Here is a 23,526-nt window from a genome sequence, read left to right as displayed (position 1 = left end):
CTACATTTGATTCTCTAATCTAAACAAATGGCTAAAATACTTCGACTAGAACCGATTGCGGAAGAAATGGCAGTTCAGACTAATTCTAATTTGCTTTCGGCATTGATGACCAAGGAACTTCATGTTCTGAAAGAATGCGGGGGGCGGGGAATGTGTGCCACCTGTCATGTTTTTATTAAGGATGGCATGGATGGTTTATCTAAAGTCAGCCGCCGTGAACAAAGAACCTTAGAAGTGATTACAACGGCTAAACCTAATTCCCGTTTGGCCTGTCAAGCTCATGTTCTTGGGGAGGGTATTGTTGTTGAATTACCCTCTGGGATGTATATTGATGCCATCGAAGATATAGAATCTTTAGTCGGGCGACGAGCAGAACAGGAACTTCTACATCCTATTACTGGGGAAGTGGTTGTGGAAACTGGAAAACTAATCACTCGATCAATTCTGAATCAATTGAAAGAAACTCGTTTACAAGTGGGCGAATATTTAGCTCGAACTCGGAATGCGAAAGATGAGTAATAAACAGTTATAGCAGGGAACAGGGAACAGGCTGCGTCGTGAGCCGTGAGCCAGTCGAACGGTCGAACGAGAACAGGGAACGCCGGATCTGGGAGGAAAAGACTTCACCGTCTAGCTTTGCTGCATCACTCTTTGTCCTAATAGGTCTGGCGACTGCTATATCAGTTATCAGTCAACAGTTATCAGTATAAGATATGTTTACTAATTTAGAACGTTTGAGTGTGGAAGTTGATGGTCGTTATGCAACACCGGAAGAACTGGATTTTTTAAAATCCTATTTTGGTACGTTTAAATATCGGATCAGTGCCTATCAAAAAATCAAAAATAATGAATCGCTTATCATGAATCAAATTCAAGAGAATTTGGAAAAAATGAACCCTGATATTTTCATGCAAGGTTCAGTTAATTTAAAATCAAAATGGCATTTAGATACAGTTAGAGTTTTACGGTATTCAGCCATGGCGTTATTGATCGATGATCCCGAATATTTGCAACAACGCCTATTAATTTGGTTTTCGACAATTTTACAAGCCTTTAAAGTTCAAGCTCTAACTGAATTAACACATCAAACCATGTCCGATGTAATTAAAGGTTATTTAACCTCGGAAGAAAATAATCTATTTTTACCTATAATTGAAATGAATTACAATACTTTATGCAAAAAAAGACCTTCATAAAATTCCTTTACTTTTAAGAGTTATAAACTTTTCCATTCGGTAATGTAGCTCCATGTAACTTTGCACCCTTAATTTCGGCATTGGCTAGAATTGCCCCCTTTAAAATTGCCCCTCTTAAATCAGCCCCGCTCAAATTAGCTCCCATTAAATTCGCATCGGCTAAGTTAGCATTACCCAGATGACTATTTCTTAAATCGGCATTAATTAGACAAGATTTACTCAAATTAGCAGAACTTAAATTACTGGCATTTAAGTTAGCATCCATTAATAAAGCGCCTTCCAAGTTGGCTTCACTTAAATATGCCCCCGCTAAATTGATTCCCGTTAATAATTTTTGTCTTAAATCAATTCCGCCCAAATCCGCCCCACTCAAATTAATTCCACTTAAATGAGCACCATTTAAACAGACATTCCTCAGATAAGTTTTGCTCAAATTGGCTTTACTCAGATTAGCACGAGTTAAGTTAGCTTCATTGAGATCGGCTTCTAATAAAGTTGCAGAATTAAGAAAAGCATCGGTTAAATCAGCGTGTCTTAAATTAGTTTTTAACATTTGGGCCTTGGTTAAATCAGCCCCGGTGCAATTAGCTCCACTTAAATTAGCTCGGACAATAATAGCTTGAGTCAAATCTGCACCGGATAAGTCTACATCTTTCAAATTAGCCTGAGTTAAATCCGTATTTTTCAAGATAGCTTGGTGAAGATTCGCCTTAATTAAATAGGCCTTAACCAGAGAGGATTGAGTCAAAATAGCTTCTAGGAGAATTGCGGAACTAAAATCAGCACCTTTGAGATTGCCATGATTAAGATCTGCCTCTTGCAAATTAGCCCAATTTAGATGAGCGCCTTCGAGATTAACCCGACTCAAATTAGCCCCGGTTAAAATAGTGCCACTGAGACTGGCTCCACTGAGATTAGCCCCGGTTAAATTGGCTCCAGTCAAATTAGCCTTACTGAGATTAACTAAACTAAGATGGGCTTCGCTTAAGTCAGCATGACTCAAATCGACACCAATTAAATGCGGTCGATTTTGGGGTTCTCGAATATTAGCCAAACCCATAGTTGGTAAGGTATTGGGTCGATAAGAATTGGTACTCAGAATCATACCCCGCAGACTCACGCCCTTAAAATCCCGTTCTCCATCTCGATATCGACTCAGCAGTTCAATCGCATCCATGGGTTAAACCTAATACGAATTATGAATTACGAATTATGAATTACGAATTAATATTCTCGTAATTTGTAACTCTTAATTTTTAATTCTTAATTAATTAATATTTCATGCCAGTGATTTTAGAATAGTGTCATGATCTTTCCCCTGATCTACTAAGGCTTCGACTGATTGTAAACGATTACTCAAACCGAGAATAAATTGGTTAGAATCTGCACCCATGGACTCACAGGTTGTTTGAACACAATGGAGGTCTCGTCCGGTTAATCGGCTAAAAAAGGAGCTAAAAATTCCAGCTTCCAAAAAACAAACTGGTCGATTCCAGTCCTTAGCAACACTAGCAAAGGGGGAATTTTTGGTAATCAGGATCAAAAATCCCGTGTTAGTATATTGGGCATCCAAATCAAATGTTCCCCAACCATGGGTTTTCCAACATTGTTGTAAACATTGAATGAATTCGATCATTTCCATTTGCGCCACAGTTTTGTCATAATATTCGCTGATTTCTTCACAAAAACGGACATAAAAATTTTTTCCCCACCAGCGACCACAATTGAATAAGACTAAGCGGGCGGCTTGACCTGTTTCTTGTTCTAATCCAGTGTAAATTGCTTCAAGTAAGGTTGAGGGAAGACCTAGTAAACGACCTCCGAGGCGATTTTCTAGTAAGCCCAATTCCAGATCCCCTTTCACATAAGCATCATAAGCAAAATAGTTGCCCGGAAGTTGAGGTTTAATTAGTAAATTGTTGATTTCAATCATGATTTAAACAGGTGATATTGACGGTTGATAGTTAACCGAATCGCGGTTGTGATGAACAGATATTTTTTTACCAGGGTTTCCATAAAAGTGCTAATCAGAATCAATTAACTCTTTTTTATTCAAGGTTTTAGCAAGTAACTTTTAACTTGTTCTAGGAATGGTTGGATAAAAACCATTGCCTTTGCCGAGAGTAATTCATTTAAACGGGTATTAAGCAATTGGTAGACTTGAGTATCAATTGCTTGGGTATTATGGGCTTGAACTATACCTGATAACCAATCAATCACTCGTCGCTGAAGGTATTCTGAATCATTTAATAACATCGCCATTGCACTATGGCGCAAAATCAGAATCCATTGTTGTAAAACCTGTTCTAAGCGTTCTTGTTTTTCCTGGGGAAATATAACTGAAATTTGATCGGCAACAGGCTGAAAAATCACCACTTCTCGATCACGAAGAAATTCATAAATTTTTAATCGTTGGGCTAAAGTTTCTGAATAGCTCTTGAAACCCAGCAATTCTTCGGTTTGAAGATAGCGATTTTCCGCTTTGACTAATAATTGATTTAATTCAGCTTGCATAGTAATCAGTAATCAGTAATCAGTAATCAGTAATCAGTAATCAGTTACTAATCATCAGTCATCAGTTGAGGAGTTAATAAATTAACTGTAAACTTCTTAACTGATAACTGTTAACTGTTAACTGATAACTGATTTAAAATAAACCCATTAAATCGTCGATGGTGACATCAAGTTGATCCGGGGTATTAGAAGCAGCAGCAGGTATAATCGGCATAACTCCGACCTGGGGAACTCCTTCCCAATCAATCCGTTGAAAAAAATCAGCGACGGATAGGGTTAAATTGGACTGTGATGAAGTAGTCGGATGACTCTTTTCTACCCTCGCGGGTGTACCTAACCAGTTAAGATTACTGAAAAAGTCTTGAACAGATTCACTGAGCCAACCCGGGGGATTATTCATCGCAAGACCACTCCATCCTGTAATTTTCGCTGAATATCCCTGGCGGTGGCTCCTTCATTCAGCCAAAAACCCGCAGCATCAATCCGGTCTGGGTTTCCCAAAAGAAACTTACAATAGGTTTCTCCCATGGAATAACATTGCAGTTCGATACAACTTAGGCTTTTTTTAACCAGATTACTAAAAAATCCAGCAAATAATCCAGCATAGATATGACAAACGGGTTTGCCCACATCGCCTAACGTCCGGGCAACGGCTGAGTCAAATAGGTTAATAAAGATACAGCCATGTTTGCGATCGCTCATGTCCACTTCCCAGCGTCCCCAACCTTGGGCAGTAAAAGGCCACCACCAAGTTTCTAGGAGAAACATCAGGTTAGACTGTCGAATACTTTGGCCATATTCGGCTTCATACCACTGCTGGAAAAAGATAGCATCCTTAACGCCCCATTCTTTGCCAATGGTATACATGATTACCGAGGAGGCGCTACCGACTTCTTCCTCTAATCCTTCGACCAAACCGATGATAAAATCTTCACTGGTAAAGATATTTCGCATTTGATTCCAGTCTGTGACCGTACCCATAGACGGATCAAAGCTGAAAAAATCTTGAAATCGATAATGATTATGGGCTTTAGGATTACTTATTTTGAGTTTGGATTGATGCTCAACAGGATGTTGAGGGGCGGCGCTTGAAGCCATTAGCTGCATACTCCTTTTTAATCGACAGGGTTTAAAACTGGGGTCAAATTTCTCAACCTAGGACTGACAAATAGTAGGGAACACTGGAATAGGGAACATCGGAACAGGGGTATACCTTTTGCCTCTTGCTCCTTTCTTCGGTAGATTCAAATTATAGGGGATTAATTCTCCTAGCGGATGTTCTGAGTCAGTTTGATTAATGCACCTGTTGTATCTAATTTAACTCGATTCTTCGCCATGAAGCACTACATTTTTTGAGACTCACTGACAGATAGGGAAATCAACACCACTTTTGAGGGGAGTGGGTATCAGATTTTGGAATTGATTTTTGTTTAACTTACACCGCCTACTTACTGATCTTTTGGTTGTAATTCGGTCAGGAATTTTCTCTTAAACCAAGCGTAGGTGAGAAGGATGCTAAAGACTGTGTGAAGTGTCGCAGCCAACCACAACAATCTCCCAACCCATTCACCTCTGATTCCCAAATAAATAAGGTAGATTGCTATCAAGATATTGTAGGTGAGCATCCCCAGAACTACTTGATCGGAACTGTCAATATCGTGCGATCGCGGATAACAAGCCAATCCCAAAGCAAACAAACCAAAGCTAGCTACCCGACTTACCACAGTCCCGATACCAGAAACCCCATCCCCTAGCAACAACATAGCGACATCCGAAGGAGCGATGATTAGGGCTAAACCTGTGAGTATTTCGAGAACAGATGCTAGACCGAGCAGCTTTTTGATCATGATTTTTCTTGCTGATTAACGACTTGCAATACCAGAGGTAATTTTCTCCATCACCTGATCAACAGTAAAACTGGCAGCTTTTTGGCGTGGGGGAAACTCTTGGAAAGTGGCGATAAATTTGGCAACGATAGGCTGGGCTGCTAATACTAAAGGAATGTGATCAAACATCCAATCCCAATAGGTATTTGAGGTAATATCTGCACGCTCATAGGGATCGGTACGGAGATTAAACAGTTTTGGAACTCGCAACGTGACCAAAGGTTCGGCCCAGATTTGGCAAGTGCCTTTTACCCGTTGCTCCATGAAAACCGTCTTCCAGTGGTCATAACGCAATGCCATCAGGTCGCCATCATCACTAAAGTAAAAGTATTCGACTCGTGGGCTTTTGTCCACCTCGCCTTTGAGATAAGGCACAAGGTTATAGCCATCCAGATGTACCTTGAAGGTTTTATTACCCGCCTGATAGCCTGTGAGTAATTTTTCCTTAATATCTGGATCACCTGCCATCGCCACAAAAGTTGGCAACCAGTCCAGATGACTCACAATTTCATTCGAGACACTACCCGGCTCAATTACACCGGGCCAGCGCACCAATTTGGGTACACGGAATGCGCCTTCCCAATTAGTATTTTTTTCACTCCGAAAAGGGGTCATCCCGGCATCAGGCCAGGAGTTGATATGGGGGCCGTTATCGGTGCTATACATGACAAACGTATTATCAGTGATACCGAGGGCATCGAGATAATTGAGCAATTCCCCAACGCACTTGTCATGGTCAATCATAACGTCGTGGTATTCCGACTGCCAGCGTCCCGACTGCCCTAAACTCTCAGGCTTGGCATGGGTACGGAAGTGCATGTGGGTCGTATTAAACCAGAGAAGGAAGGGAATACCTGCCTTTACCTGACGATCGATAAAATCCTTGGCTTTGGCCAGCACTTCATCATCAATGGTTTCCATCCGCTTCTTGGTCAGCGCACCCGTATCGACAATGGTTTGAGTCCCGTCTGGGTTGGCTTTACAGTCGAGGACACCGCGCGGGCCAAACATTTTCTTGTAATTAGGAAAATCTGCGGCCGGGGGATAGTCTCGTAATTCCGGTTCTTCTTCTGCGTTGAGGTGATAGAGATTACCAAAAAATTCGTCGAAGCCGTGGTTGGTGGGCAGCATTTCGTCTTTGTCGCCCAGGTGGTTTTTGCCAAATTGTCCGGTGGCGTAACCCAAGGGCTTCAGGAGTTCGGCAATAGTCGGATCTTCAGCACGCATTCCCAGATTAGCTCCAGGCATCCCGACTTTACTTAAGCCCGTGCGAAAAACACATTGACCCGTGATAAATGCCGATCGCCCGGCTGTACAACTCTGCTCGGCGTAGGAGTCGGTAAATAGCATCCCCTCTTTGGCAATCCGATCAATATTAGGGGTTTTATAGCCCATCAAACCGTGAGTATAACAACTGATGTTGGATTGACCAATATCATCACCCCAAATGATGACAATGTTTGGTTTTTTATCGGTCATTTTTAGTTGCTCCTTGGATCTAGAATTGTATTGATATGGTAATCGCCTTTAATTTTATCGGAGTTTCAAAATTTCAGGCACAATTTGAACAACAATGATATTGGTTAAACCTGTCACCATAAATTGAACACCGATCGCCGCCACAAAGAGTCCAAGAGTTCGTTGAGCAATACTGAGTCCCGTATCTCCGATCATGCGCTGTAACCCTCTACCCGATAAGAGAATAACGAACACGAAGAAACTGACTAAAATTGTCATCAAGATTAATCCCAGCAGCAGGCCACTCTCTTTCTTTGCCTCGGCTTCACTGGCATAAAGTATGACGTTGGCAATTACACCGGGCCCTACCAATAAAGGCATCGCCATCGGGATCACGATTTGGCGATAGATAGATTGGGCTTGGGTTAAATCGCTTTCTTTTGCCTTGGTAATGGTAATTTCTGTTGTCGTGGATGCTACTCCATTTACAATGTTAATCCCAATAATTAATAATAGGATGCCTCCCGCAATCCGAAAGGAATTCAGGGTGACACCAAAAAATTGCAGGATAGATGCACCTGTTAACATAAACAACAGTAGCAAGCCCAACACAGTCACAGAAATAAACAAAGCTAACCAGCGTTGCACCCCTGGTCGCTCACGACCCACATAACTGATAAAAATTGGCAGCATCCCTAAAGGATTTAAAAGGGCAAATAGGGTAATTCCAAAGTTTCTTAAAAACGACCATTCCATAGGATAAAAAATTACCTCCTAATTTTGAAATACTTCGATATTATCGTGGTATTTTAGAGGTAATGTCATAGGAAATTTGCAATCTTAATATATTGACATAATTACTAAAATGTGTATAACAACAATACTGACCAGAATATTGATATCTAATGAGTAAAAGACCAACAAATTGCCCTCAATTAGTCTATCAACGGCCTCTGTTTTAACCAACCAAAAATTTGAGAGACCGTTAAATTAATATCAATTGATTCTAAAATGGGTAACTTTTCTGCTGAATCAATCTTATAATTCTTCAAAATTTGATTGGGTTGAAATACAAAAATTGATCGTTCATCTGGATCAATTAACCATCCCAATTTACAACCATATTCTAAACAATGCAGAATATTATCGATGACTTTTGTTGGTTTTTGATTGGGTGATAAAATCTCAATAGTCCAGTCAGGGAAAGAATCAAATTGATTAGCAATTTCTTCTTCTGGGGTTAGGGGTATTCTATTCCATAAAAAGACAGCAATATCAGGTACAATGGAACGCCCGCCAAAAGTACAACGGAGTTCCGGTAAAGCATAAGCGATTTTAGAAGGTTCTGCTATTTGGTTAATCGTTTCACAGAATTTATATTGTAGTTTACTATGTTGTCCTTGAGGCATTGGTTTTTGTCTGATTTTACCATCAATATATTCCCAGGCAGGAGATTCATCAATATAATATTGTTGAAGAAAAGATTCTAGACTTAAGGATTTAAGTTGGGTAGTAGTCATGGCAAATTTAAGGTATTATTTTACATTTTATAGCAATTTTAAGATATTATCGGATAGTCTGATTATATCAAACCGTCTGCTTCAGTAAGGGAAAGCATGGATTAAAATTTTAAAATTCTAATCCATAAGCTAAACCTTTAATCAGTTTCAGTGGGTTTGTGTTTAAACTAGAAAGACCAAGCTAATCCTAAACGCATTCCTTGTGCAGTCATCTTAACCGTTGAGGTGCCAATATTCCCGGCTTGTTCGACTTTTAATTGATATAAACGATAGCCTGTAGATAAGGTTAAATCCCGCGATATTTGCCAATCCAAAGCTACTAATAAATCCCAATTGGCTAGGGCTTCACTTCCTCCTGTGATTGCGGTTCCGCCTCTAGTTTTAATTTTAAGATTATCGGCTAAATTGAGTGTAATTTGCGCTCCCAAGGAAGGATCAAACCAATCCGGTCGATAGTTGATTTTGGGGCCAGGATTAAAATCAAAATCCGTATCGAGATAACCAAAACGAGTCCCACCATAGACTTCAAAATCAAGGGAAGGATAGACACTATTCGGTTTTGAGGTATCTTTAACAGTAGTTAAGGGAAGGGTTCCTAAATGCCATGCAAGTAAGACTTCTGCGACTAATAATTGAGTATTAAAATCAATATTAATCTCTGAACCTTTGTTAGTTAAACCGATTTCAGTATATGACCCCTGAAAGATTAATCCAATATCCCCATTCCATGCTTCTAAACGGGTTCCTAACTGTAAAATTTTGGTAAAATTAAGATCGAGAAGTTTTCCTATACCCAAATTAAAATCAACTTGAATCGGAACTTGACCGTAGGGAACTCGATTTATTATTGTTTGTACTCCTTCTCGAATTTGAGTTTCTAAGCGTGCTGTTAGGTCTTGTCCCCGTTCTTTTAAACGGTCTCTTACTCCTTGAGCAATGCGGTCTTCTAACCGAGTATTACTGCGATCAAAGGGTAGGCGTTCTAAGACTCGATTAACGCTTTTTTCAATGATATCTTTGGGCAATTGATTTAAGATTCGATTCGTTATTTCAGCCGTAATTAAGTCAACTAAAACCACTCGATTTACACTTGCACCTTCTCCGACAATGGCATAACCCTGAATATTAAAAGGCACAAATAACATCGGTTCAACTTTAAATCTCCATCGGGATTTCTGTTTAGATGCTTCAACCTCTGGAGTGGAATTAGGTATATCTTCAGCTAAGAATTCATTGACAATATTATTGGGATTTTGGCTGAGTGTATTTCTCTCAATATTAGGTTGAGTTAGAATATTCGTTTCTGGAGCGATCGCATAATTAATTGTTCCCTGTTGGGAGGATTGCAAATCAGCAGCATTAATGCTAGGATTTAAGAAGGTTGAAGTGAGTTGAGAGAGTTTATAATCTGCTGCATTTTTTTCAGTTAATTGTTGTGATGGAGGAGGAGCGATCGCAATTTTTTCAACGGAAACCGGATTAATTTCAACCGAATATTTATCTACGGGAAAATGCAGATCAGAATTAATCAAAAACTGACCTTGATCTTCAGAAAAAGCTGAGGATACCGTCGGATCAGAATCCAGATTAACAGCACTCGCCCAAGCAGGTGCAGCCACCAGAAATGTTAATATACTTAAACCAGAACTTAAAGTTGATTTCATTTGATAATTGTTATTTACTTGAACGAGTTTTCTAAATTTAGATTATATCAAAAATTTAGGCTTCTAATTACTACTCCAATAAAACTAACTAACCCAATTACAAGCAAAGCAATTCCGATAATTTCCGCACTGTAAGAGGTTTCGTATGTATAGCGATCGCTTTCAATTCGTTGAAGTAACCGACGGTGTTCTCTTAATCCTAAAGCCATTCCTACCATTCCCGTACTAATAAAAGATAGTCCAACGATAACAGAAAATCTTACGGGGTCAAGCTTAGGATGAAGGTGGGTTTGTTCAATTGTTCTAACAATAGTGGGAATACCAAAACCAAAAGCAATTAACGAGAGACAGGTGCGTATCCAAGCCATTAAGGTGCGATCGGCGGCGGCTCGACTGCGGTATTTAGCCATTTCGGTACGATCTGTGGCTAATTCATCATTAGAAAGATGTTTAGGGGGTTCTGAATTGACGGGTGGCTGATTCATAATGGGTTAGGTTTCGGGGGGTAATGTAGCTAATTTGCGCTTATTCCAAATGGAGTAAGGAACACCTAAAATAGCTCCCAAAATTAAATAAGCTATCAGTGTCGGAATCACTTGCTGTTGTACATTATTCAAAATAGCAATAAATAGGGCTAAACCGACATTACGAGCAATACAAGAAACCGCTAGAATTGACCGATTATGATCATCTGGCCCCCCTAAAGTGTGTCCAATACCTAGAGATGTAATTACCATAATAGCGATCGCAATCATCGGTAATCCCCAAACTTTCAACAATAAAGGGAATCCCAATACACATAGTAATATGGCTAATACAAAAAACAAACCATTCGACATAAAAGTTAAAAATTTAGCGATAGCATCTACATATTTAGCTCCATATTTTTGTAATAAAAGACCAATAGTAACAGGTAAAAATTGCGCCACTGTTACTTGTTTAGCGACTTCTAAAATTGTTGTTTTTTCTGGAATTTCTTTAAATAAAATAGCGAAAATAGCTAAGGTTATAGGAGTAATGAAGACCGCCAGTAAAGCTAGGGTTAGCTGAAGACTGGCTGAGTAACGAAATCTACCTCCAGCAATTTGCGATCGCATTGTGGTTAGAGGCGCGCCAGGAGAGGCTGCTAACAGCACTAATCCTATTATTACTCCCGGCGGTAAATTAAACAGTTTGATCAGGATAATAACAACTAGGGGAACCAAGACAACAACGGCTAGAAGCGCACGGAATAGTAAAGCAGGTTTGCGCCAAAAGGAGAGCATTTTCTCAAAAGAAAGATTGAGTCCGATGGCTAACATCAGAGCAAAAATCGTGACTTTGACGAAAATCAGTAATAAAGGATATTGCATAACTTTAAAAGCTTACTTTTTGTGATGATTTGTGGCTATAAAAGATGCGCGATCGCAATTTAACAAAAACTTAACTAAAAATCCTGTCCCCTCCCCTTACCAAGAGGAGGGTTAGGGTAGGGTTTTATTATGTTTTAGAAGCAGAAACAGTAGTTTCTTTTTCGGAATTTGATCCCTGAGTTCCTAACTGAATTAACTCAATTTTATAACCATCGGGATCTTCCACAAACGCAATTACAGTGTTTCCATGTTTCATTGGGCCGGGTTCACGGGTAATTTTACCCCCGGCGGCTCTAATTTGTTCACAAGTGGCGTAAATATCATCAACACCGAGGGCTATATGACCATAACCTGTACCAATTTCATATTGTTCGACGCCCCAGTTATAGGTTAACTCAATCACGCTATGATCGGATTCATCACCATAACCGACAAAGGCTAAGGTAAATTCACCCCCTGGATAGTCTTTCTGGCGCAGTAGTTTCATTCCTAAAATATCACAGTAAAATTTTAAGGAATGGTCTAGGTTTCCCACCCGTAACATTGTGTGAAGTAGTCTCATTGTTGTTTTTTTTGGTGATGTATTTATATTAATATAACCCATTAAATCGTAGTAAGCCCTTTAGGGCTTTATCCTAGAAAGAGAGTCCTAAAGGACTCACTACGAGTTTTGTAGTAAGCCCTTTAGGGCTTTATCCTAGAAAGAGAGTCCTAAAGGACTCACTACTAGGCGCCCATTCCTGAATATTGTTTTAATCCCCGTTTCCATAGCCAACGGTTGATAATTAAAAACAAAATTCCCCAAAAGAACATGATCAATAAACCTCGAAATAAATCAACGGGAAATCCCACAATAATAGAAGCGGGAAAATAAATTAGGTAGGGAAAGGGAGTCCATAATGTTATTTCCCGAATTAAGGGAGGAAAGACTGTTAAAGGGGCAATTATTCCTGATAAAAATATATAGGGTAAATACCAAATTTTTTCAATAGCACTGGCTCTTTCTATCCAAAATGACAATAAAGCAAAGGTATATTGAATAATAAACCGTAGCATAAAAGCTAAAATTAATACTAATAAAAATAATAAGGTTTGTCCTAAACTGGGTATCCAAAAAGATTCAGGATAGAGGGCAAAAAATAAAAGAATTAGCCCAACAATAAAGGGAAAACGGGCAAATCGTTCGGCAATATGGCTAAGAAAATGATGCCAAACTGGATCAATGGGCTGTAATAATCGAGGGGAAAGTTTTCCTTGAATTACTTCTTTTTCAAACTCCCAAATTACCCAAACTACATTACTTTGTCGGACAATAAAAGCAGCCAAAAAATATCGAGCAAATTCAATAGAAGTGAGTCCAATATTACCTGTTTCGGAGGCTTTTATCCAAATTCCCATTAAAATAAAAGGTAAGGAACCCGACAATACCCAGAAAAACAATTCGGCTCGATATTCAACCATATAAGCATAGTAGGTTGATAGGAAAGTTTGAGCTATTTTTAAAATATATTTCATAATATTATTCAATTAAAATTATTTTTTTCACGGAAAGTTCTGAGGTTTTATCTACTTTTAACATTTGTTTTAATTTTGACCATTGTTGTCTTCGATTTAAAAGAGAGGATATTAATAATTTCCAGCCTTGAGCAGAAAACAAAGATTTTGAGGAAAAACAAATAGCGTTTTTAATTTTAGCTCTTTTTAATGCTACCAGACTCCAATGCAGTTTCAGATAATCACGAATATTTTCCATCCTAGGGAGTTGGATTTGATGTTTTTTATTAACTAATTGATAAATTTTTTCCTTGATTAAAATATTGGTATCTAATCGTTTTTTTAGGGATATTTTTTGATTAAAAGCTCCTGGCCAAATTGTTCGATAAGCTAAACACTGATTAATAAAAATTGCATCCCCAAATTGAGAAATTTTAATCCAAGAATCAATATCATCACAATTAGTATCCAAACTCGAATCCCAGCCACCGGATTTGATAAATGCTTCTTTGGAATAGGCAACTTGAACAGGGGTTCCAAATGGCACTTGTTCCAATAACATTCCATAGTGAATATCTTCCTGGGGAATATAATAAACTTTGCCAGGGCCGGTTAAGCGAGTCCGACTTAATTCTGTACCATTCGGGTCTATTTGACTCGCTTGACAAGAACAAATTACCGCCTGGGAGGATGAATTTTGATTGACTTTAGTTTGATAGGTTTCAATAGCTTTATTCATTTCCTCGATGCAATTTAACGCCAAATAATCATCATCATCTACGGGTTTAATCCAGTCTCCAGAAGCGGCTTTAACTCCAGCATTCATTGTGGCAGAATGACCGAGATTACTGGGGTTACGATGATAAACTAAACGGTGATCTCCCTGTTGAATTAAGGAGGAAGATAAACTACGAACATAGTCTTCTGTTTGATCAGAGGAAGCATCATCAGCAACAACAACTTCACAAGGAATTGTTTGTTTCAATGCGGAATCAATTGCCCGTTTCAGTAAAGCAATGCGGTTATAGGTTGTAATCACGATGCTAAACTTCATCGGACTTCCTCGCTTAATGGTCTGCTAATTCTGTTATTATTAGCCTAACATATTTAGGGATCTCCTATATTGTTGTTTTTAGGATCGTCGGAGGCTGAATATTAAAAGCTCACAAAGTTTCCATGCAAACCGTAGGGAATATGATGTTTTAAGTGTAATCGAGCGATCGCACCTTTGCTCAAATCTCGACCATCTAAAATCACAATATCTGAGCGATGATTTTGGGAATCATACACTACTGTTAACACCCATCCATCATCTTCGGCGATCGCATTTTTACGCGGAACAAATATGGGTTCACTCACAAATCCTTCCGGTGCTGCACTCCATAATTGACGCTGATTTGTGTTTAAATCCACTTTCAAAATTGCCTGTAAGGGGGCATTTACTTCGGCGTCGTGGGCGGCTGCTAAATATAAATAACGATAGGGTCTACCGACATAATTCGGATGTAAAGTCGGAAATTCACAACAGCGAGATTCAATCAGTTGACGTTCTACTTTTCCCGTAGTTAAACCCAAGGAAAAACGCCATAATTGTCCGGGGTCTAATAGACTAAAATCCGTTTCTCGATAATCTTGATTTGGGCTAATTTGGGATAAGGATTTATAACAAATAGAATCCACAAAAATAGTATCATCTTGTTCATAAGCATTGGCATGATGAAACACAAATCCCAAAGGCATTTCAAAATATTGAATTTTGCCATTTTTACCCCTGGGAATTACAATAATTTTAGTCGGTTTTTCGGTTTGAAAGTTAATACATTCTCCCGCTCCCGATAATCCTAATAAATAGGGAATGGGATTAAACTGGACTGGATTTTGGAAGAAAATACAATAATTAGGAGTAATAGCAAAATCGTGAATAAAAGCAAATCCAGGTACAGAATGAACCTGTTTTCTGAGTAACTTTCCTTGAGTAGAAATTTCATAAATTGTAATGGTGGTTGATAACATCGGTTTAATCGAAAAATTGACTAAACAGGGTTCACCGCCATTCCATTCACAATTAGGATCAATTCGAGGATGGGCTGAAAAGGCATCTCCGGGTTCTAAAATTCCCTCTAAATTATCAATTCCAATGGTTTCTAAGGTATTTGCATCCAGATGATAGGGTTGGGCAGCTTCCCATAATGCTAATAGTTTTCCCGCCCAATAAATGACGCTTGTATTAGCAATATTTTTGATTTTTAAATCCATAAAATTTGCTAACCATCCCCCAGCTTTTTGGGTTCCAAATACACCACGATAGAGAATTTTTCCGGCTTTTTGTTCTTCTAAATAACCTTGAGTTTTGACAAATTTATTACAATAGTGGGCAGTACCTTTGGTAAAGCGAATCGCAGAAATCATGCCATCACCATCAAAGGGATGACGAAAACTTTGTCCATTAATATCTAATAAGCCTGGGCCATTTCGATAGAGGGTTCCTTCTAGTTCAGTCGGAATTTCTCCTTCAATATCTTCAATCCAATAGTCGTATTCATTAGGTTGAGAAAGATATCCTTTTGCCCAATCTTGGGGACTATAGGATAAGGTTTTTGTGGAATTTTCTGGTTGAGAAATTATATTTTTCATGTCTCTTAATTAAGGATTTACGGTTAATTGATCAAGTTCTGAGGGTTGAATGCTGACCATTGGAGGTTCGATTTCTGCATTACTATTGGGCAACCAATGAATTAGGGGAATAGGTAATAAGCTACTTAGGTTAGTAATCATCACCAGTAACCATAATTGGTCAAAATTGGTTTCCGTAATTCCTAAATAATAGGTAAGGATACCACCTAATTGATAAGAAATTAAACCTGCTAAATTAGAAACCGACATTAATAGGGCAAATAATGTGGCTTCTACCCCGGGAGGACAGAGGCGAGCAGCTAATATCAAAACAGGCATATAGGCAATTTGTCCCATCACGGTTAGGATTAAACTATCCCCCAAACTAAACCAATGATCATCAATTCCTAGGGTTCGGTTAGTGTGGGTGACTAATAGTAACATTGTCATCCCTAATAAGGTGGAAATAATTGTTGACCAAAAAAAGATTGTCCGAAAAGGAACGGACTTAAAAAATCTTTGAAATAGCCAAATTCCGAGTAAGGAGGCAATACTTGTAACTAAACGAACTCGCCCTAAAAATTCGGGTTGAAATCCTAATTCATTAGTGGTAAAAAAGAAAAATGCAGAATCAGCCGTGGGTGTGGCTTGCCAAAGAAAAATAAAGGCTGTAGGCAACCAAATTGATTTTTGGGTGATGGCTTGACGCAGATTTTTAATTTGAGATTTAACCGTTTGCCAATTGGAGGGTTGACCCTGAAATTCTTCTGCAATTAATCCCGCCACCATGGAAGTAATTAAGGGAAAAGTTGCTGTAATTAAAAATATGGTTTGCGGGGGAAATTGCTCTAATAAAAACCCCCCTAAATAGGCGGTAATTAATCCGCCAATAGCCGACGCTCCCCAGGAAGCGGATTGCAGCGAACCAATATTATTAATTGATTCGTGACGGGCTCTTTCAACAACTAAGGAATCGACAATTACATCGCCAATGGCCACGGAAAGGGAACTCAAGGCAATCGCCCCCGTAGCGGCTAAAGGAGTATGAACAATTGTGGCCATAGCCACCCAGGATAAGGCCCCCAATATTCCTGATAGGATTAAATAGGGACGACGGCGATAACCGAAAATCGGCAGACCGTCGGAAATAAAGCCAAATAGGGGTTTAATAATCCAGGGAATCGCCACAATTCCCAGTAATATTGACACTTCCGCCGGACTCATTCCCAGTTCATCCTTGAGGAAAAAACTCACCCCTAAACGGGCCAGTCCTAAAATTCCCTGGACAAAGTACACCAGTAAAATGGCTATCAGTTCTGGGGTTGGCTCGTTGTCAAAAAATATGGTTTTCTTAAAGAATTGCTTGGTTTTGGCGATGCTTGTTGCAGTCATCAGGATTTTGTAAACAAAAATTAAGAAATATGAATATATTTATCATAACCTACGGATCTACACTCCTAATCAGTTAACAGTCATCAGTCATCAGTCATCAGTCATCAGTCATCAGTTAACAGTCATCAGTTAACAGTCATCTCTTTACTGTTAACTGACAACCGATAAATTTTACGGTGATAACTGATAACCCTTGCACTGATAACTGATAACTGTTTACTGATAACTGATTTACAGTACCCTTAAAATACTAGGAATACTGTCAATTTCATCAAAACCTTTAATTTCACTTAAAGCTTGATTAAAATTACCCTCCAAAACATCATGGGTAACTACAACAATTTCTGCTAAATTTTCATGAAATCCCGTTTGTACAATTGATTCTATACTGACATGATGCTGACCAAAACAAGTTCCTAATTTTCCAATTACCCCAGGAGAATCCTTGGTTAGAAACCGAGTATAAAAACGGGTGACTAAATCCTCCATCGGCGCAATTTTACAGTAATGTTGATGGGTACAATTCATCATTTCATGGGGAATAATCGGATTAACAACTTCTGCTTCTTGCATTTGTAAAACAGCAACAATATTTAAAATATCAGAAACTACCGCACTCGCCGTAGGCCCCGATCCGGCTCCTCTGCCAAAAAACATCACCTGTCCAATCGGTTCCCCTTCAACTAAAATGGCATTATAAACATCATTAATACTGGCTAAAGGATGGGATAAGGTCACTAAAGTCGGATGAACTCGAACCGATAATAAATCCTGATCGGGAGTCGCCTGGGGACTGCGGGATGCGATCGCTAATAACTTAATCACAAATCCCAATTTTTCCGCATAGGTGATATCCGTCGCCGTTACCTTTCTAATTCCTTCACAGTAAACCTGTTCTAACTTAATTCTGCCTCCAAAAGCTAGGGATGCCAGAATCGCAATTTTATCCCCCGCATCTAAGCCATCAATATCGGCGGTGGGGTCAGCTTCTGCATATCCTAACCGTTGAGCATCCGCTAAGACTTCGGAGAAATCTGCCCCTTCATTTTTCATCCGGGTCAAAATATAGTTAGTTGTGCCATTAATAATTCCGGTGACTGTTTGAATTCGATTCGCACCCAAGGATTGTTTTAACGGTTGAATCACCGGAATCCCACCCCCAACGGCGGCTTCTAACATCACATAAACCCCTTTTTTATTCGCCGCATCAAAAATTTCACTCCCATAACGGGAAATCACGGCTTTATTGGCGGTGACAATATGCTTGCCATTTTCAATCGCTTGGAGAATTAGCGATCGCGCTGGTTCCAAACCCCCGATTAATTCCACCACAATATCAATGGCTGGATCAATCACAATTGTTTCTAAATCCGTTGTCAGTATATCTTCTGGTATATTGACACTCCGGGGTTTAGAAAGCGATCGCACCCCCACCCGATGCAAACTTAACTCCGATAACAAGGGATGACGACCCTCCGGGTTGGACAGAATTTCAACCACTCCGGTTCCAACTGTTCCCAGTCCTAATAAACCAATTTTAAAAACCACGATTCTAAACCATCCCTAACGCAAGGCTACACTTCCCATTTTTACATTAGAGGTTGACAATCTTGTTGATGAATATGAATATGATCACCTAATTGATCTTCTTTTTAACAGACCAGATACTAAATTACCCTATTTTGTTGATTGATTAATTAATTTTCTTCCCGATTAAGTGCTACTAAAACCGCTTGCTGGCTGACATTTTTGTAAACTGTTTCTAAATATTGCATCACAATATCTATGTCAGATAACGTAGAACGATTTGTAGATTTAATTCCTATTGTAGCTAAATTTATTGCCCCTAAAATATCAAGTACCGTTTCACTACTCGGAGGAGGTGTAATCACAACTAAAGCGGAATCTAGCTGTTGAGAGTAATTCCAAAATTGATCTAATTTCAAGGAATTAGGATTAGATTTTATAGTGATTTCTTCCGAGGTAGCAACGTTAATTTCATCTTGACTTTGACCTCGTAACTGTCGTAAAGAATTAATAATTTGTTCGGCATTTTTCCCCCTAAGTTGAAACAAAACAAAAGGATCTTCACTAAAGCGATCGCCTAACATATAATAAACTGCGGCAATATGTTTACAGGGATTAGCTTGATCTGGACAACTACATTCAGAATGAACATTATCTAGGGAAAAAGGAAATAATCTTAACCCATTGGCGGCAAATACATCCTCAATATCCTGTGGCATTTCTCCGGCTAATAATTTAGCACTAAAAATCGCCCGTTGTGATAGAGTTGCAATAATATAATTCCATTCTTCATCACTAAATATATCCAACCACAAAGAAACGGTATAAGGTTCGATTTGAGTCCCCTGAACCTGTGCTAAAACTTTTTGATCTTTAAATTCAATCTTTAAAACATTACCTTCTCTAGCGTAATTTCTGGCTCGTTCCAGGCGTTTTTTAAACCGATATTTGTCTAATAAATCTAACCATTGTTGTGACCACCATTCCTGACTCATTTTATCCTCCTTCTAGTTGTTGCGCTTTAGCGCAGATAGTTGTTGCGCTTTAGCGCAGATAGTTGTTGCGCTTTAGCGCAGATAGTTGTTGCGCTTTAGCGCAGATAATTGTTGCGCTAAAGCGCAGATAGTTGTTGCGCTTTAGCGCAGATAGTTGTTGCGCTTTAGCGCACATAATTGTTATAAGATAAGATGCGCTTAAGCGCAACAACGGTGCTACAACGGGGTTTCTTCATCAATAATTGAGTTCCGATCTAATATTAATAGATTTCTGAGTTGATCGGTATCTAAAGCTGTTAACCAATCTTCTCCCGCACTAACAACCTGTTCCGCCAACGCTTTTTTACTTTCAATTAAATCATGGATTTTTTCCTCTAAAGTTCCTGTACAAACAAATTTATGGACTTGTACATTTCGGGTTTGACCAATTCTAAAAACTCGATCTGTCGCTTGATTTTCCACTGCTGGATTCCACCATCGGTCAAAGTGAAAAACATGATTCGCCCGGGTTAAATTTAAACCTACTCCTCCAGCCTTTAACGATAATATCATAATCGGTGGAGCTTGGGGATCATTTTGAAACCGATCAATCATTTCTTCCCGTTTATTTTTTGAGGTACTTCCATATAAAAATAATATTTCTCGGTTGAAATAATCTTCTAAATAGGGTTGTAATACTTTTCCCCATTCAGCAAATTGAGTAAAAATTAAAGCCCGATCTCCTTCAGCTAAAACCTCATCTAACATTTCCGTCAAACGTTGTAATTTTCCCGAATATTGGGTTTTAATTATATCTGATTTTTTACTATTTTTAACTTTAGCTTCGATTAAAACCGGATGGTTGCAAAGTTGTTTAAGTTTCACTAATAAAGCTAAAATCATTCCTCGACGTTGAATTCCTTCCGCATCATCAATTTTTGCCAAAGAGTCATCGACAATTTTTTGATATAGGGTTGCTTGTTCAGTTGTTAAAGGACAAAATACTATATTTTCCTGTTTTTCGGGTAAATCTTGAATAATATCCTTATCGGTTTTTAACCGACGTAAAATAAAAGGTTGAACAAGCGATCGCAAAATCTTTAAAGAGTCCGTATCCCCATATTTTTCAATCGGAATTGCAAACCGTCGTTGAAAAAATAGCCGTTGCCCTAAATACCCTGGATTTAAAAAATCCATAATTGACCACAATTCCGATAGGCGATTTTCTACCGGAGTTCCTGTTAATGCTATTTTAAACGATGCGTTAATATTTTTAATAGTTTTTGATTGTTTAGCATCGGGATTTTTGATATTTTGAGCTTCATCTAATACCAATCCTTGCCAAGTTACTCCCTGCAATTCTTTCTCGTCTCGGAAGGTTAAGGGATAACTGGTAATCACTAAATTTTTATCTTGAATTATTTTAGCAAAATTTTTACCTTTGGCGCGTTTATCGCCATGATGAACTATTACATTTAAGGTCGGACTAAACTTTTTAACCTCCCGTTCCCAATTCCCTAAAACCGATGTTGGACAAACCAATAAAACCGGATTTTCTAAACTATTTTGTTCTTTTAAATGCAGTAAAAAAGCAATAAATTCTATGGTTTTTCCCAATCCCATATCATCAGCTAAACACGCACCTAAACCCCATTGTTCTAGGAAAGATAACCAACCTGCACCTCTAGCTTGATAGGGTCGTAATTCCCCTTTAAAATCTTTAGGATTTGGAATCGGTTCTAAGTTACGATTATTGGTTAAAGTATTCAATAATTCCTGTAATTTCCCCCCCGCTTCAAAATTAACAACAGGTAATTTTTCAATCATTTGAGTATCTCCCGTTGATAACCGTAAAGCATCTTCTAAAGAAAGAGTCATTTCATCTTTTCTTTGACTGAAAAATATCTTTGCCGATCTAATATCCGATTCGCGTAATTCTACCCATTCCCCATTAATTTCTACTAACGGACTTTCCTTAGCAACTAAGCGATCAAATTCTGCCTTAGTCATGGTTTGACCACCAATTGATAATTGCCATTTAAAGTTTAATAAACTTTTTAATCCCAATCTTTCATTGGTTTTTAATTTAGGCGTTTCTGCTTTAATACTTAATCCTAATCGACTCGCCCATCCCTCTCGATTTGCTAAACTCGGAGGTAATATTACCCCTAAACCACTATCAGTAAAACGCCAAGCATAGCTTTTCAAGAATTGATAAGCTTGTAAAGGATTTAAACTACAGCTTTGGGGGCGTGCTTGCTGTAAACTGGTTTCAATTACCGGATATAATTTTGAAGCCAGTCCTAAGCCTTTTAACAGGGTTTCCTGGGGATGTTTAATTGTTCTCCCTCGATAATTAAACGAGTCAACGGGATGATTCCAAACAATATTGGAATTAACAATAAATTCAGGTTGATCAATAGCTTGTAGACAATATTCTAATTGCCAATTAGGATTATATTCTGTGGGAGGATGTAAATGAAAAGCCGTCGAAAATAGATTAGGTTCAGACAAGGAATATTGTAGGGGAGCAGTCCAATTTTTTAAAGTGGTTTCTAAGGATTCTATTTCTATTAATTCGGCATTAATAGTATTTTCCTGTTCCCCCAAACTTTGTAACCATTTCTGCCAAATTGGAAGTGATAAAATCGCTTTTTGATCAACTTCTTTAGCTATATTTTTCACCTGTTGATCAATCATTACCGACAAAAAATTAATAATAATATCCTGAGCAGATAGGGGCAAATTAATCGCTAAACTATCACCTACTATTAATTCTTGATACACTCGACAAACCCTTGGCATTTGTTGAGCAAAACGTAATAATCGAGTTTGATCAATAGCACTATCAAGAAGCGGTTGCCATTGAGATATAATAGTTTGATCAGATTGTTTAATTAATCCAGGTAAAAATTTAGATCTAGCTAATAAATCCAAACTCCAACGAGCAATATGTGACCAAAAACGTAGATCTTCCCCCAGGTCGGAATCAGATGTGATAACGGTATTTAAGGGTAGGGATTGTAAAAATTGAAACGCTTGTTTAGGATTAAGAGAAATTCCCGTAATTTGCCAAGGATAAAGATAGGATTTAGGAATATTATTTGTAGTAGAATAAATCGGAGTAAGTTCCCCAGATTCGGAAATATCTGTTGGTAACGCTATAATTTGTTGGGATAGAATATTTGATAACCCCATATTTTTTAACAAGGGTTGAGTCAATAATTCTGTATCATTTAAAGCAAAGGGATATGGAAAAATTTGTTCTGAAGAAAAGGACTCCGACGGGACTCGCCGCCAGGTTTCTCCCCAGAGGAAAAAACACCCCTTCGACGTCATGCACCAACTTCCATGTAAAATTGCCATATTGATCAGATTGTGATTGGAAAAAATATTGGGTTTTCTTGCGTTAACCCAACCGACGAGAAAAGATTGGAAAAATAGCCTTATTGCTAAACCACCAATATCAAACCCTAAATAATTTTAGTTTAAATATCCCTAAAAAAATATGAAAGCCTCGGAAACCAAGCTACAAAAGATTTTAGAAGGAACCCAACAATATCTCGTTCCCCTATTTCAACGTTTCTATAGCTGGGAACGTCAACAATGGGAAAATTTATGGGACGATCTGATAGATTTGACAGAACAGGAAACAATGAGACCTCATTTTATGGGTTCTATTGTGACTATGCAAACGGTTTCTGTCCCGGAAGGAGTGTCTAAATATTTATTAATTGATGGACAACAAAGACTGATAACTATATAGTAAAAGATTCTTAATAGGTAATGTTTAAGCTCTTTAATGTTAGCATAAATAGATGGAGCGCGTGAAGCGAAACTATCCCGAATCCCAAAGCGCTTAGGCTCCACCAGCCGCAGGCATCGCCCCTAAAAACTCAACTACTAACCAATAGCATTAGCCAAACTCTAATCCCT

At 38.5% G+C, this 23,526-nt stretch carries 23 protein-coding genes; 3 read left to right on the top strand and 20 right to left on the bottom strand.

Annotation, left to right across the window (positions count from 1 at the left end; translation table 11 throughout):
* The first annotated feature begins 27 nt into the window (after positions 1-27).
* Together AC559H_RS11165 and AC559H_RS11160 are read left to right on the top strand one after the other, a co-directional pair.
* Entirely contained in the window at positions 28-519 is a 492-nt protein-coding gene (locus AC559H_RS11165; protein ID WP_026788753.1) for a 2Fe-2S iron-sulfur cluster-binding protein, read from the top strand.
* Between the two features lie 194 nt (positions 520-713).
* Positions 714-1,196: a bilin-binding protein gene (locus AC559H_RS11160; RefSeq protein WP_026788754.1), complete on the top strand. Its 483-nt coding sequence runs from the start codon at positions 714-716 to the stop codon at positions 1,194-1,196.
* 13 nt (positions 1,197-1,209) lie between these two features.
* Here AC559H_RS11160 and AC559H_RS11155 read toward each other — a convergent pair whose 3' ends face one another.
* From AC559H_RS11155 to AC559H_RS11060, 20 genes are all read right to left on the bottom strand, one after another.
* A complete protein-coding gene (locus tag AC559H_RS11155; protein ID WP_026788755.1) occupies positions 1,210-2,373 on the bottom strand; it encodes a pentapeptide repeat-containing protein in 1,164 nt (387 codons plus the stop codon).
* A gap of 102 nt (positions 2,374-2,475) precedes the next feature.
* On the bottom strand, positions 2,476-3,129 hold the full coding sequence (locus AC559H_RS11150) for a V4R domain-containing protein (protein WP_026794599.1): 654 nt from the start codon (positions 3,127-3,129) through the stop codon (positions 2,476-2,478).
* Positions 3,130-3,248: 119 nt separating this feature from the next.
* Entirely contained in the window at positions 3,249-3,710 is a 462-nt protein-coding gene (locus AC559H_RS11145) for a bilin-binding protein (protein WP_026794598.1), read from the bottom strand.
* A 133-nt stretch (positions 3,711-3,843) separates the two neighbouring features.
* Positions 3,844-4,110, bottom strand: a complete 267-nt coding sequence (locus AC559H_RS11140; RefSeq protein WP_026788758.1) for a hypothetical protein — start codon at positions 4,108-4,110, stop codon at positions 3,844-3,846.
* A complete protein-coding gene (locus AC559H_RS11135; RefSeq protein ID WP_026788759.1) occupies positions 4,107-4,808 on the bottom strand; it encodes a V4R domain-containing protein in 702 nt (233 codons plus the stop codon). Before AC559H_RS11135 ends, AC559H_RS11140 begins: the two co-directional genes overlap by 4 nt.
* A 350-nt stretch (positions 4,809-5,158) precedes the next feature.
* A complete protein-coding gene (locus AC559H_RS11130) occupies positions 5,159-5,557 on the bottom strand; it encodes a hypothetical protein (protein WP_036832378.1) in 399 nt (132 codons plus the stop codon).
* A gap of 15 nt (positions 5,558-5,572) precedes the next feature.
* Positions 5,573-7,075 (bottom strand): arylsulfatase, encoded by a 1,503-nt coding sequence (locus tag AC559H_RS11125; RefSeq protein ID WP_026788761.1) that lies wholly within the window; start codon positions 7,073-7,075, stop codon positions 5,573-5,575.
* A 54-nt stretch (positions 7,076-7,129) separates the two neighbouring features.
* The gene (locus AC559H_RS11120) at positions 7,130-7,810 is read right to left on the bottom strand and encodes a MarC family protein (protein WP_026788762.1); all 681 of its coding nucleotides are present in this window, start codon (positions 7,808-7,810) and stop codon (positions 7,130-7,132) included.
* Between the two features lie 179 nt (positions 7,811-7,989).
* Positions 7,990-8,574: a Uma2 family endonuclease gene (locus AC559H_RS11115; RefSeq protein ID WP_026788763.1), complete on the bottom strand. Its 585-nt coding sequence runs from the start codon at positions 8,572-8,574 to the stop codon at positions 7,990-7,992.
* Between the two features lie 167 nt (positions 8,575-8,741).
* The gene (locus AC559H_RS11110; RefSeq protein ID WP_026794597.1) at positions 8,742-10,238 is read right to left on the bottom strand and encodes a hypothetical protein; all 1,497 of its coding nucleotides are present in this window, start codon (positions 10,236-10,238) and stop codon (positions 8,742-8,744) included.
* A 47-nt stretch (positions 10,239-10,285) separates the two neighbouring features.
* A complete protein-coding gene (locus AC559H_RS11105; protein WP_026788765.1) occupies positions 10,286-10,723 on the bottom strand; it encodes a YidH family protein in 438 nt (145 codons plus the stop codon).
* A gap of 6 nt (positions 10,724-10,729) precedes the next feature.
* Positions 10,730-11,590 (bottom strand): bile acid:sodium symporter family protein, encoded by an 861-nt coding sequence (locus AC559H_RS11100; protein WP_026788769.1) that lies wholly within the window; start codon positions 11,588-11,590, stop codon positions 10,730-10,732.
* Between the two features lie 127 nt (positions 11,591-11,717).
* Entirely contained in the window at positions 11,718-12,152 is a 435-nt protein-coding gene (gloA, locus tag AC559H_RS11095) for a lactoylglutathione lyase (protein WP_026788770.1), read from the bottom strand.
* A gap of 164 nt (positions 12,153-12,316) precedes the next feature.
* The gene (locus tag AC559H_RS11090; protein ID WP_026788771.1) at positions 12,317-13,105 is read right to left on the bottom strand and encodes an ABC transporter permease; all 789 of its coding nucleotides are present in this window, start codon (positions 13,103-13,105) and stop codon (positions 12,317-12,319) included.
* Between the two features lie 4 nt (positions 13,106-13,109).
* Positions 13,110-14,138 (bottom strand): glycosyltransferase family 2 protein, encoded by a 1,029-nt coding sequence (locus tag AC559H_RS11085; protein ID WP_026794596.1) that lies wholly within the window; start codon positions 14,136-14,138, stop codon positions 13,110-13,112.
* A 101-nt stretch (positions 14,139-14,239) separates the two neighbouring features.
* Positions 14,240-15,718, bottom strand: coding sequence for a carotenoid oxygenase family protein (locus AC559H_RS11080; protein WP_026788773.1), 1,479 nt, complete (start codon positions 15,716-15,718; stop codon positions 14,240-14,242).
* A gap of 9 nt (positions 15,719-15,727) precedes the next feature.
* Positions 15,728-17,089, bottom strand: coding sequence for a folate/biopterin family MFS transporter (locus AC559H_RS11075; RefSeq protein WP_087882133.1), 1,362 nt, complete (start codon positions 17,087-17,089; stop codon positions 15,728-15,730).
* A gap of 231 nt (positions 17,090-17,320) precedes the next feature.
* Positions 17,321-18,637: a homoserine dehydrogenase gene (locus tag AC559H_RS11070; RefSeq protein WP_026794595.1), complete on the bottom strand. Its 1,317-nt coding sequence runs from the start codon at positions 18,635-18,637 to the stop codon at positions 17,321-17,323.
* Positions 18,638-18,786: 149 nt separating this feature from the next.
* Entirely contained in the window at positions 18,787-19,611 is an 825-nt protein-coding gene (locus tag AC559H_RS11065; RefSeq protein WP_026788775.1) for an SWIM zinc finger family protein, read from the bottom strand.
* A gap of 216 nt (positions 19,612-19,827) precedes the next feature.
* Positions 19,828-22,956: a sll1366 family intein-prone helicase gene (locus AC559H_RS11060; protein ID WP_026794594.1), complete on the bottom strand. Its 3,129-nt coding sequence runs from the start codon at positions 22,954-22,956 to the stop codon at positions 19,828-19,830.
* Between the two features lie 142 nt (positions 22,957-23,098).
* Here AC559H_RS11060 and AC559H_RS11055 point away from each other — a divergent pair, with 142 nt between their 5' ends.
* On the top strand, positions 23,099-23,356 hold the full coding sequence (locus AC559H_RS11055) for a DUF262 domain-containing protein (protein WP_026788777.1): 258 nt from the start codon (positions 23,099-23,101) through the stop codon (positions 23,354-23,356).
* Positions 23,357-23,526 lie beyond the last annotated feature (170 nt).

Source organism: Planktothrix prolifica NIVA-CYA 540 (genome assembly GCF_963864145.1).
GTDB classification, from domain to species: Bacteria; Cyanobacteriota; Cyanobacteriia; order Cyanobacteriales; family Microcoleaceae; genus Planktothrix; species Planktothrix agardhii.
This window is presented reverse-complemented; position numbering and strand designations above follow the sequence as displayed.

Bases quoted from the DNA above. Each gene is read 5' to 3' on its own strand.
- AC559H_RS11165 (WP_026788753.1), top strand. From the start codon at position 28: ATGGCTAAAATACTTCGACTAGAACCGATTGCGGAAGAAATGGCAGTT.
- AC559H_RS11160 (WP_026788754.1), top strand. From the start codon at position 714: ATGTTTACTAATTTAGAACGTTTGAGTGTGGAAGTTGATGGTCGTTAT.
- AC559H_RS11155 (WP_026788755.1), bottom strand. From the start codon at position 2,373: ATGGATGCGATTGAACTGCTGAGTCGATATCGAGATGGAGAACGGGAT.
- AC559H_RS11150 (WP_026794599.1), bottom strand. From the start codon at position 3,129: ATGATTGAAATCAACAATTTACTAATTAAACCTCAACTTCCGGGCAAC.
- AC559H_RS11145 (WP_026794598.1), bottom strand. From the start codon at position 3,710: ATGCAAGCTGAATTAAATCAATTATTAGTCAAAGCGGAAAATCGCTAT.
- AC559H_RS11140 (WP_026788758.1), bottom strand. From the start codon at position 4,110: ATGAATAATCCCCCGGGTTGGCTCAGTGAATCTGTTCAAGACTTTTTC.
- AC559H_RS11135 (WP_026788759.1), bottom strand. From the start codon at position 4,808: ATGGCTTCAAGCGCCGCCCCTCAACATCCTGTTGAGCATCAATCCAAA.
- AC559H_RS11130 (WP_036832378.1), bottom strand. From the start codon at position 5,557: ATGATCAAAAAGCTGCTCGGTCTAGCATCTGTTCTCGAAATACTCACA.
- AC559H_RS11125 (WP_026788761.1), bottom strand. From the start codon at position 7,075: ATGACCGATAAAAAACCAAACATTGTCATCATTTGGGGTGATGATATT.
- AC559H_RS11120 (WP_026788762.1), bottom strand. From the start codon at position 7,810: ATGGAATGGTCGTTTTTAAGAAACTTTGGAATTACCCTATTTGCCCTT.
- AC559H_RS11115 (WP_026788763.1), bottom strand. From the start codon at position 8,574: ATGACTACTACCCAACTTAAATCCTTAAGTCTAGAATCTTTTCTTCAA.
- AC559H_RS11110 (WP_026794597.1), bottom strand. From the start codon at position 10,238: ATGAAATCAACTTTAAGTTCTGGTTTAAGTATATTAACATTTCTGGTG.
- AC559H_RS11105 (WP_026788765.1), bottom strand. From the start codon at position 10,723: ATGAATCAGCCACCCGTCAATTCAGAACCCCCTAAACATCTTTCTAAT.
- AC559H_RS11100 (WP_026788769.1), bottom strand. From the start codon at position 11,590: ATGCAATATCCTTTATTACTGATTTTCGTCAAAGTCACGATTTTTGCT.
- gloA (WP_026788770.1), bottom strand. From the start codon at position 12,152: ATGAGACTACTTCACACAATGTTACGGGTGGGAAACCTAGACCATTCC.
- AC559H_RS11090 (WP_026788771.1), bottom strand. From the start codon at position 13,105: ATGAAATATATTTTAAAAATAGCTCAAACTTTCCTATCAACCTACTAT.
- AC559H_RS11085 (WP_026794596.1), bottom strand. From the start codon at position 14,138: ATGAAGTTTAGCATCGTGATTACAACCTATAACCGCATTGCTTTACTG.
- AC559H_RS11080 (WP_026788773.1), bottom strand. From the start codon at position 15,718: ATGAAAAATATAATTTCTCAACCAGAAAATTCCACAAAAACCTTATCC.
- AC559H_RS11075 (WP_087882133.1), bottom strand. From the start codon at position 17,089: ATGACTGCAACAAGCATCGCCAAAACCAAGCAATTCTTTAAGAAAACC.
- AC559H_RS11065 (WP_026788775.1), bottom strand. From the start codon at position 19,611: ATGAGTCAGGAATGGTGGTCACAACAATGGTTAGATTTATTAGACAAA.
- AC559H_RS11060 (WP_026794594.1), bottom strand. From the start codon at position 22,956: ATGGCAATTTTACATGGAAGTTGGTGCATGACGTCGAAGGGGTGTTTT.
- AC559H_RS11055 (WP_026788777.1), top strand. From the start codon at position 23,099: ATGAAAGCCTCGGAAACCAAGCTACAAAAGATTTTAGAAGGAACCCAA.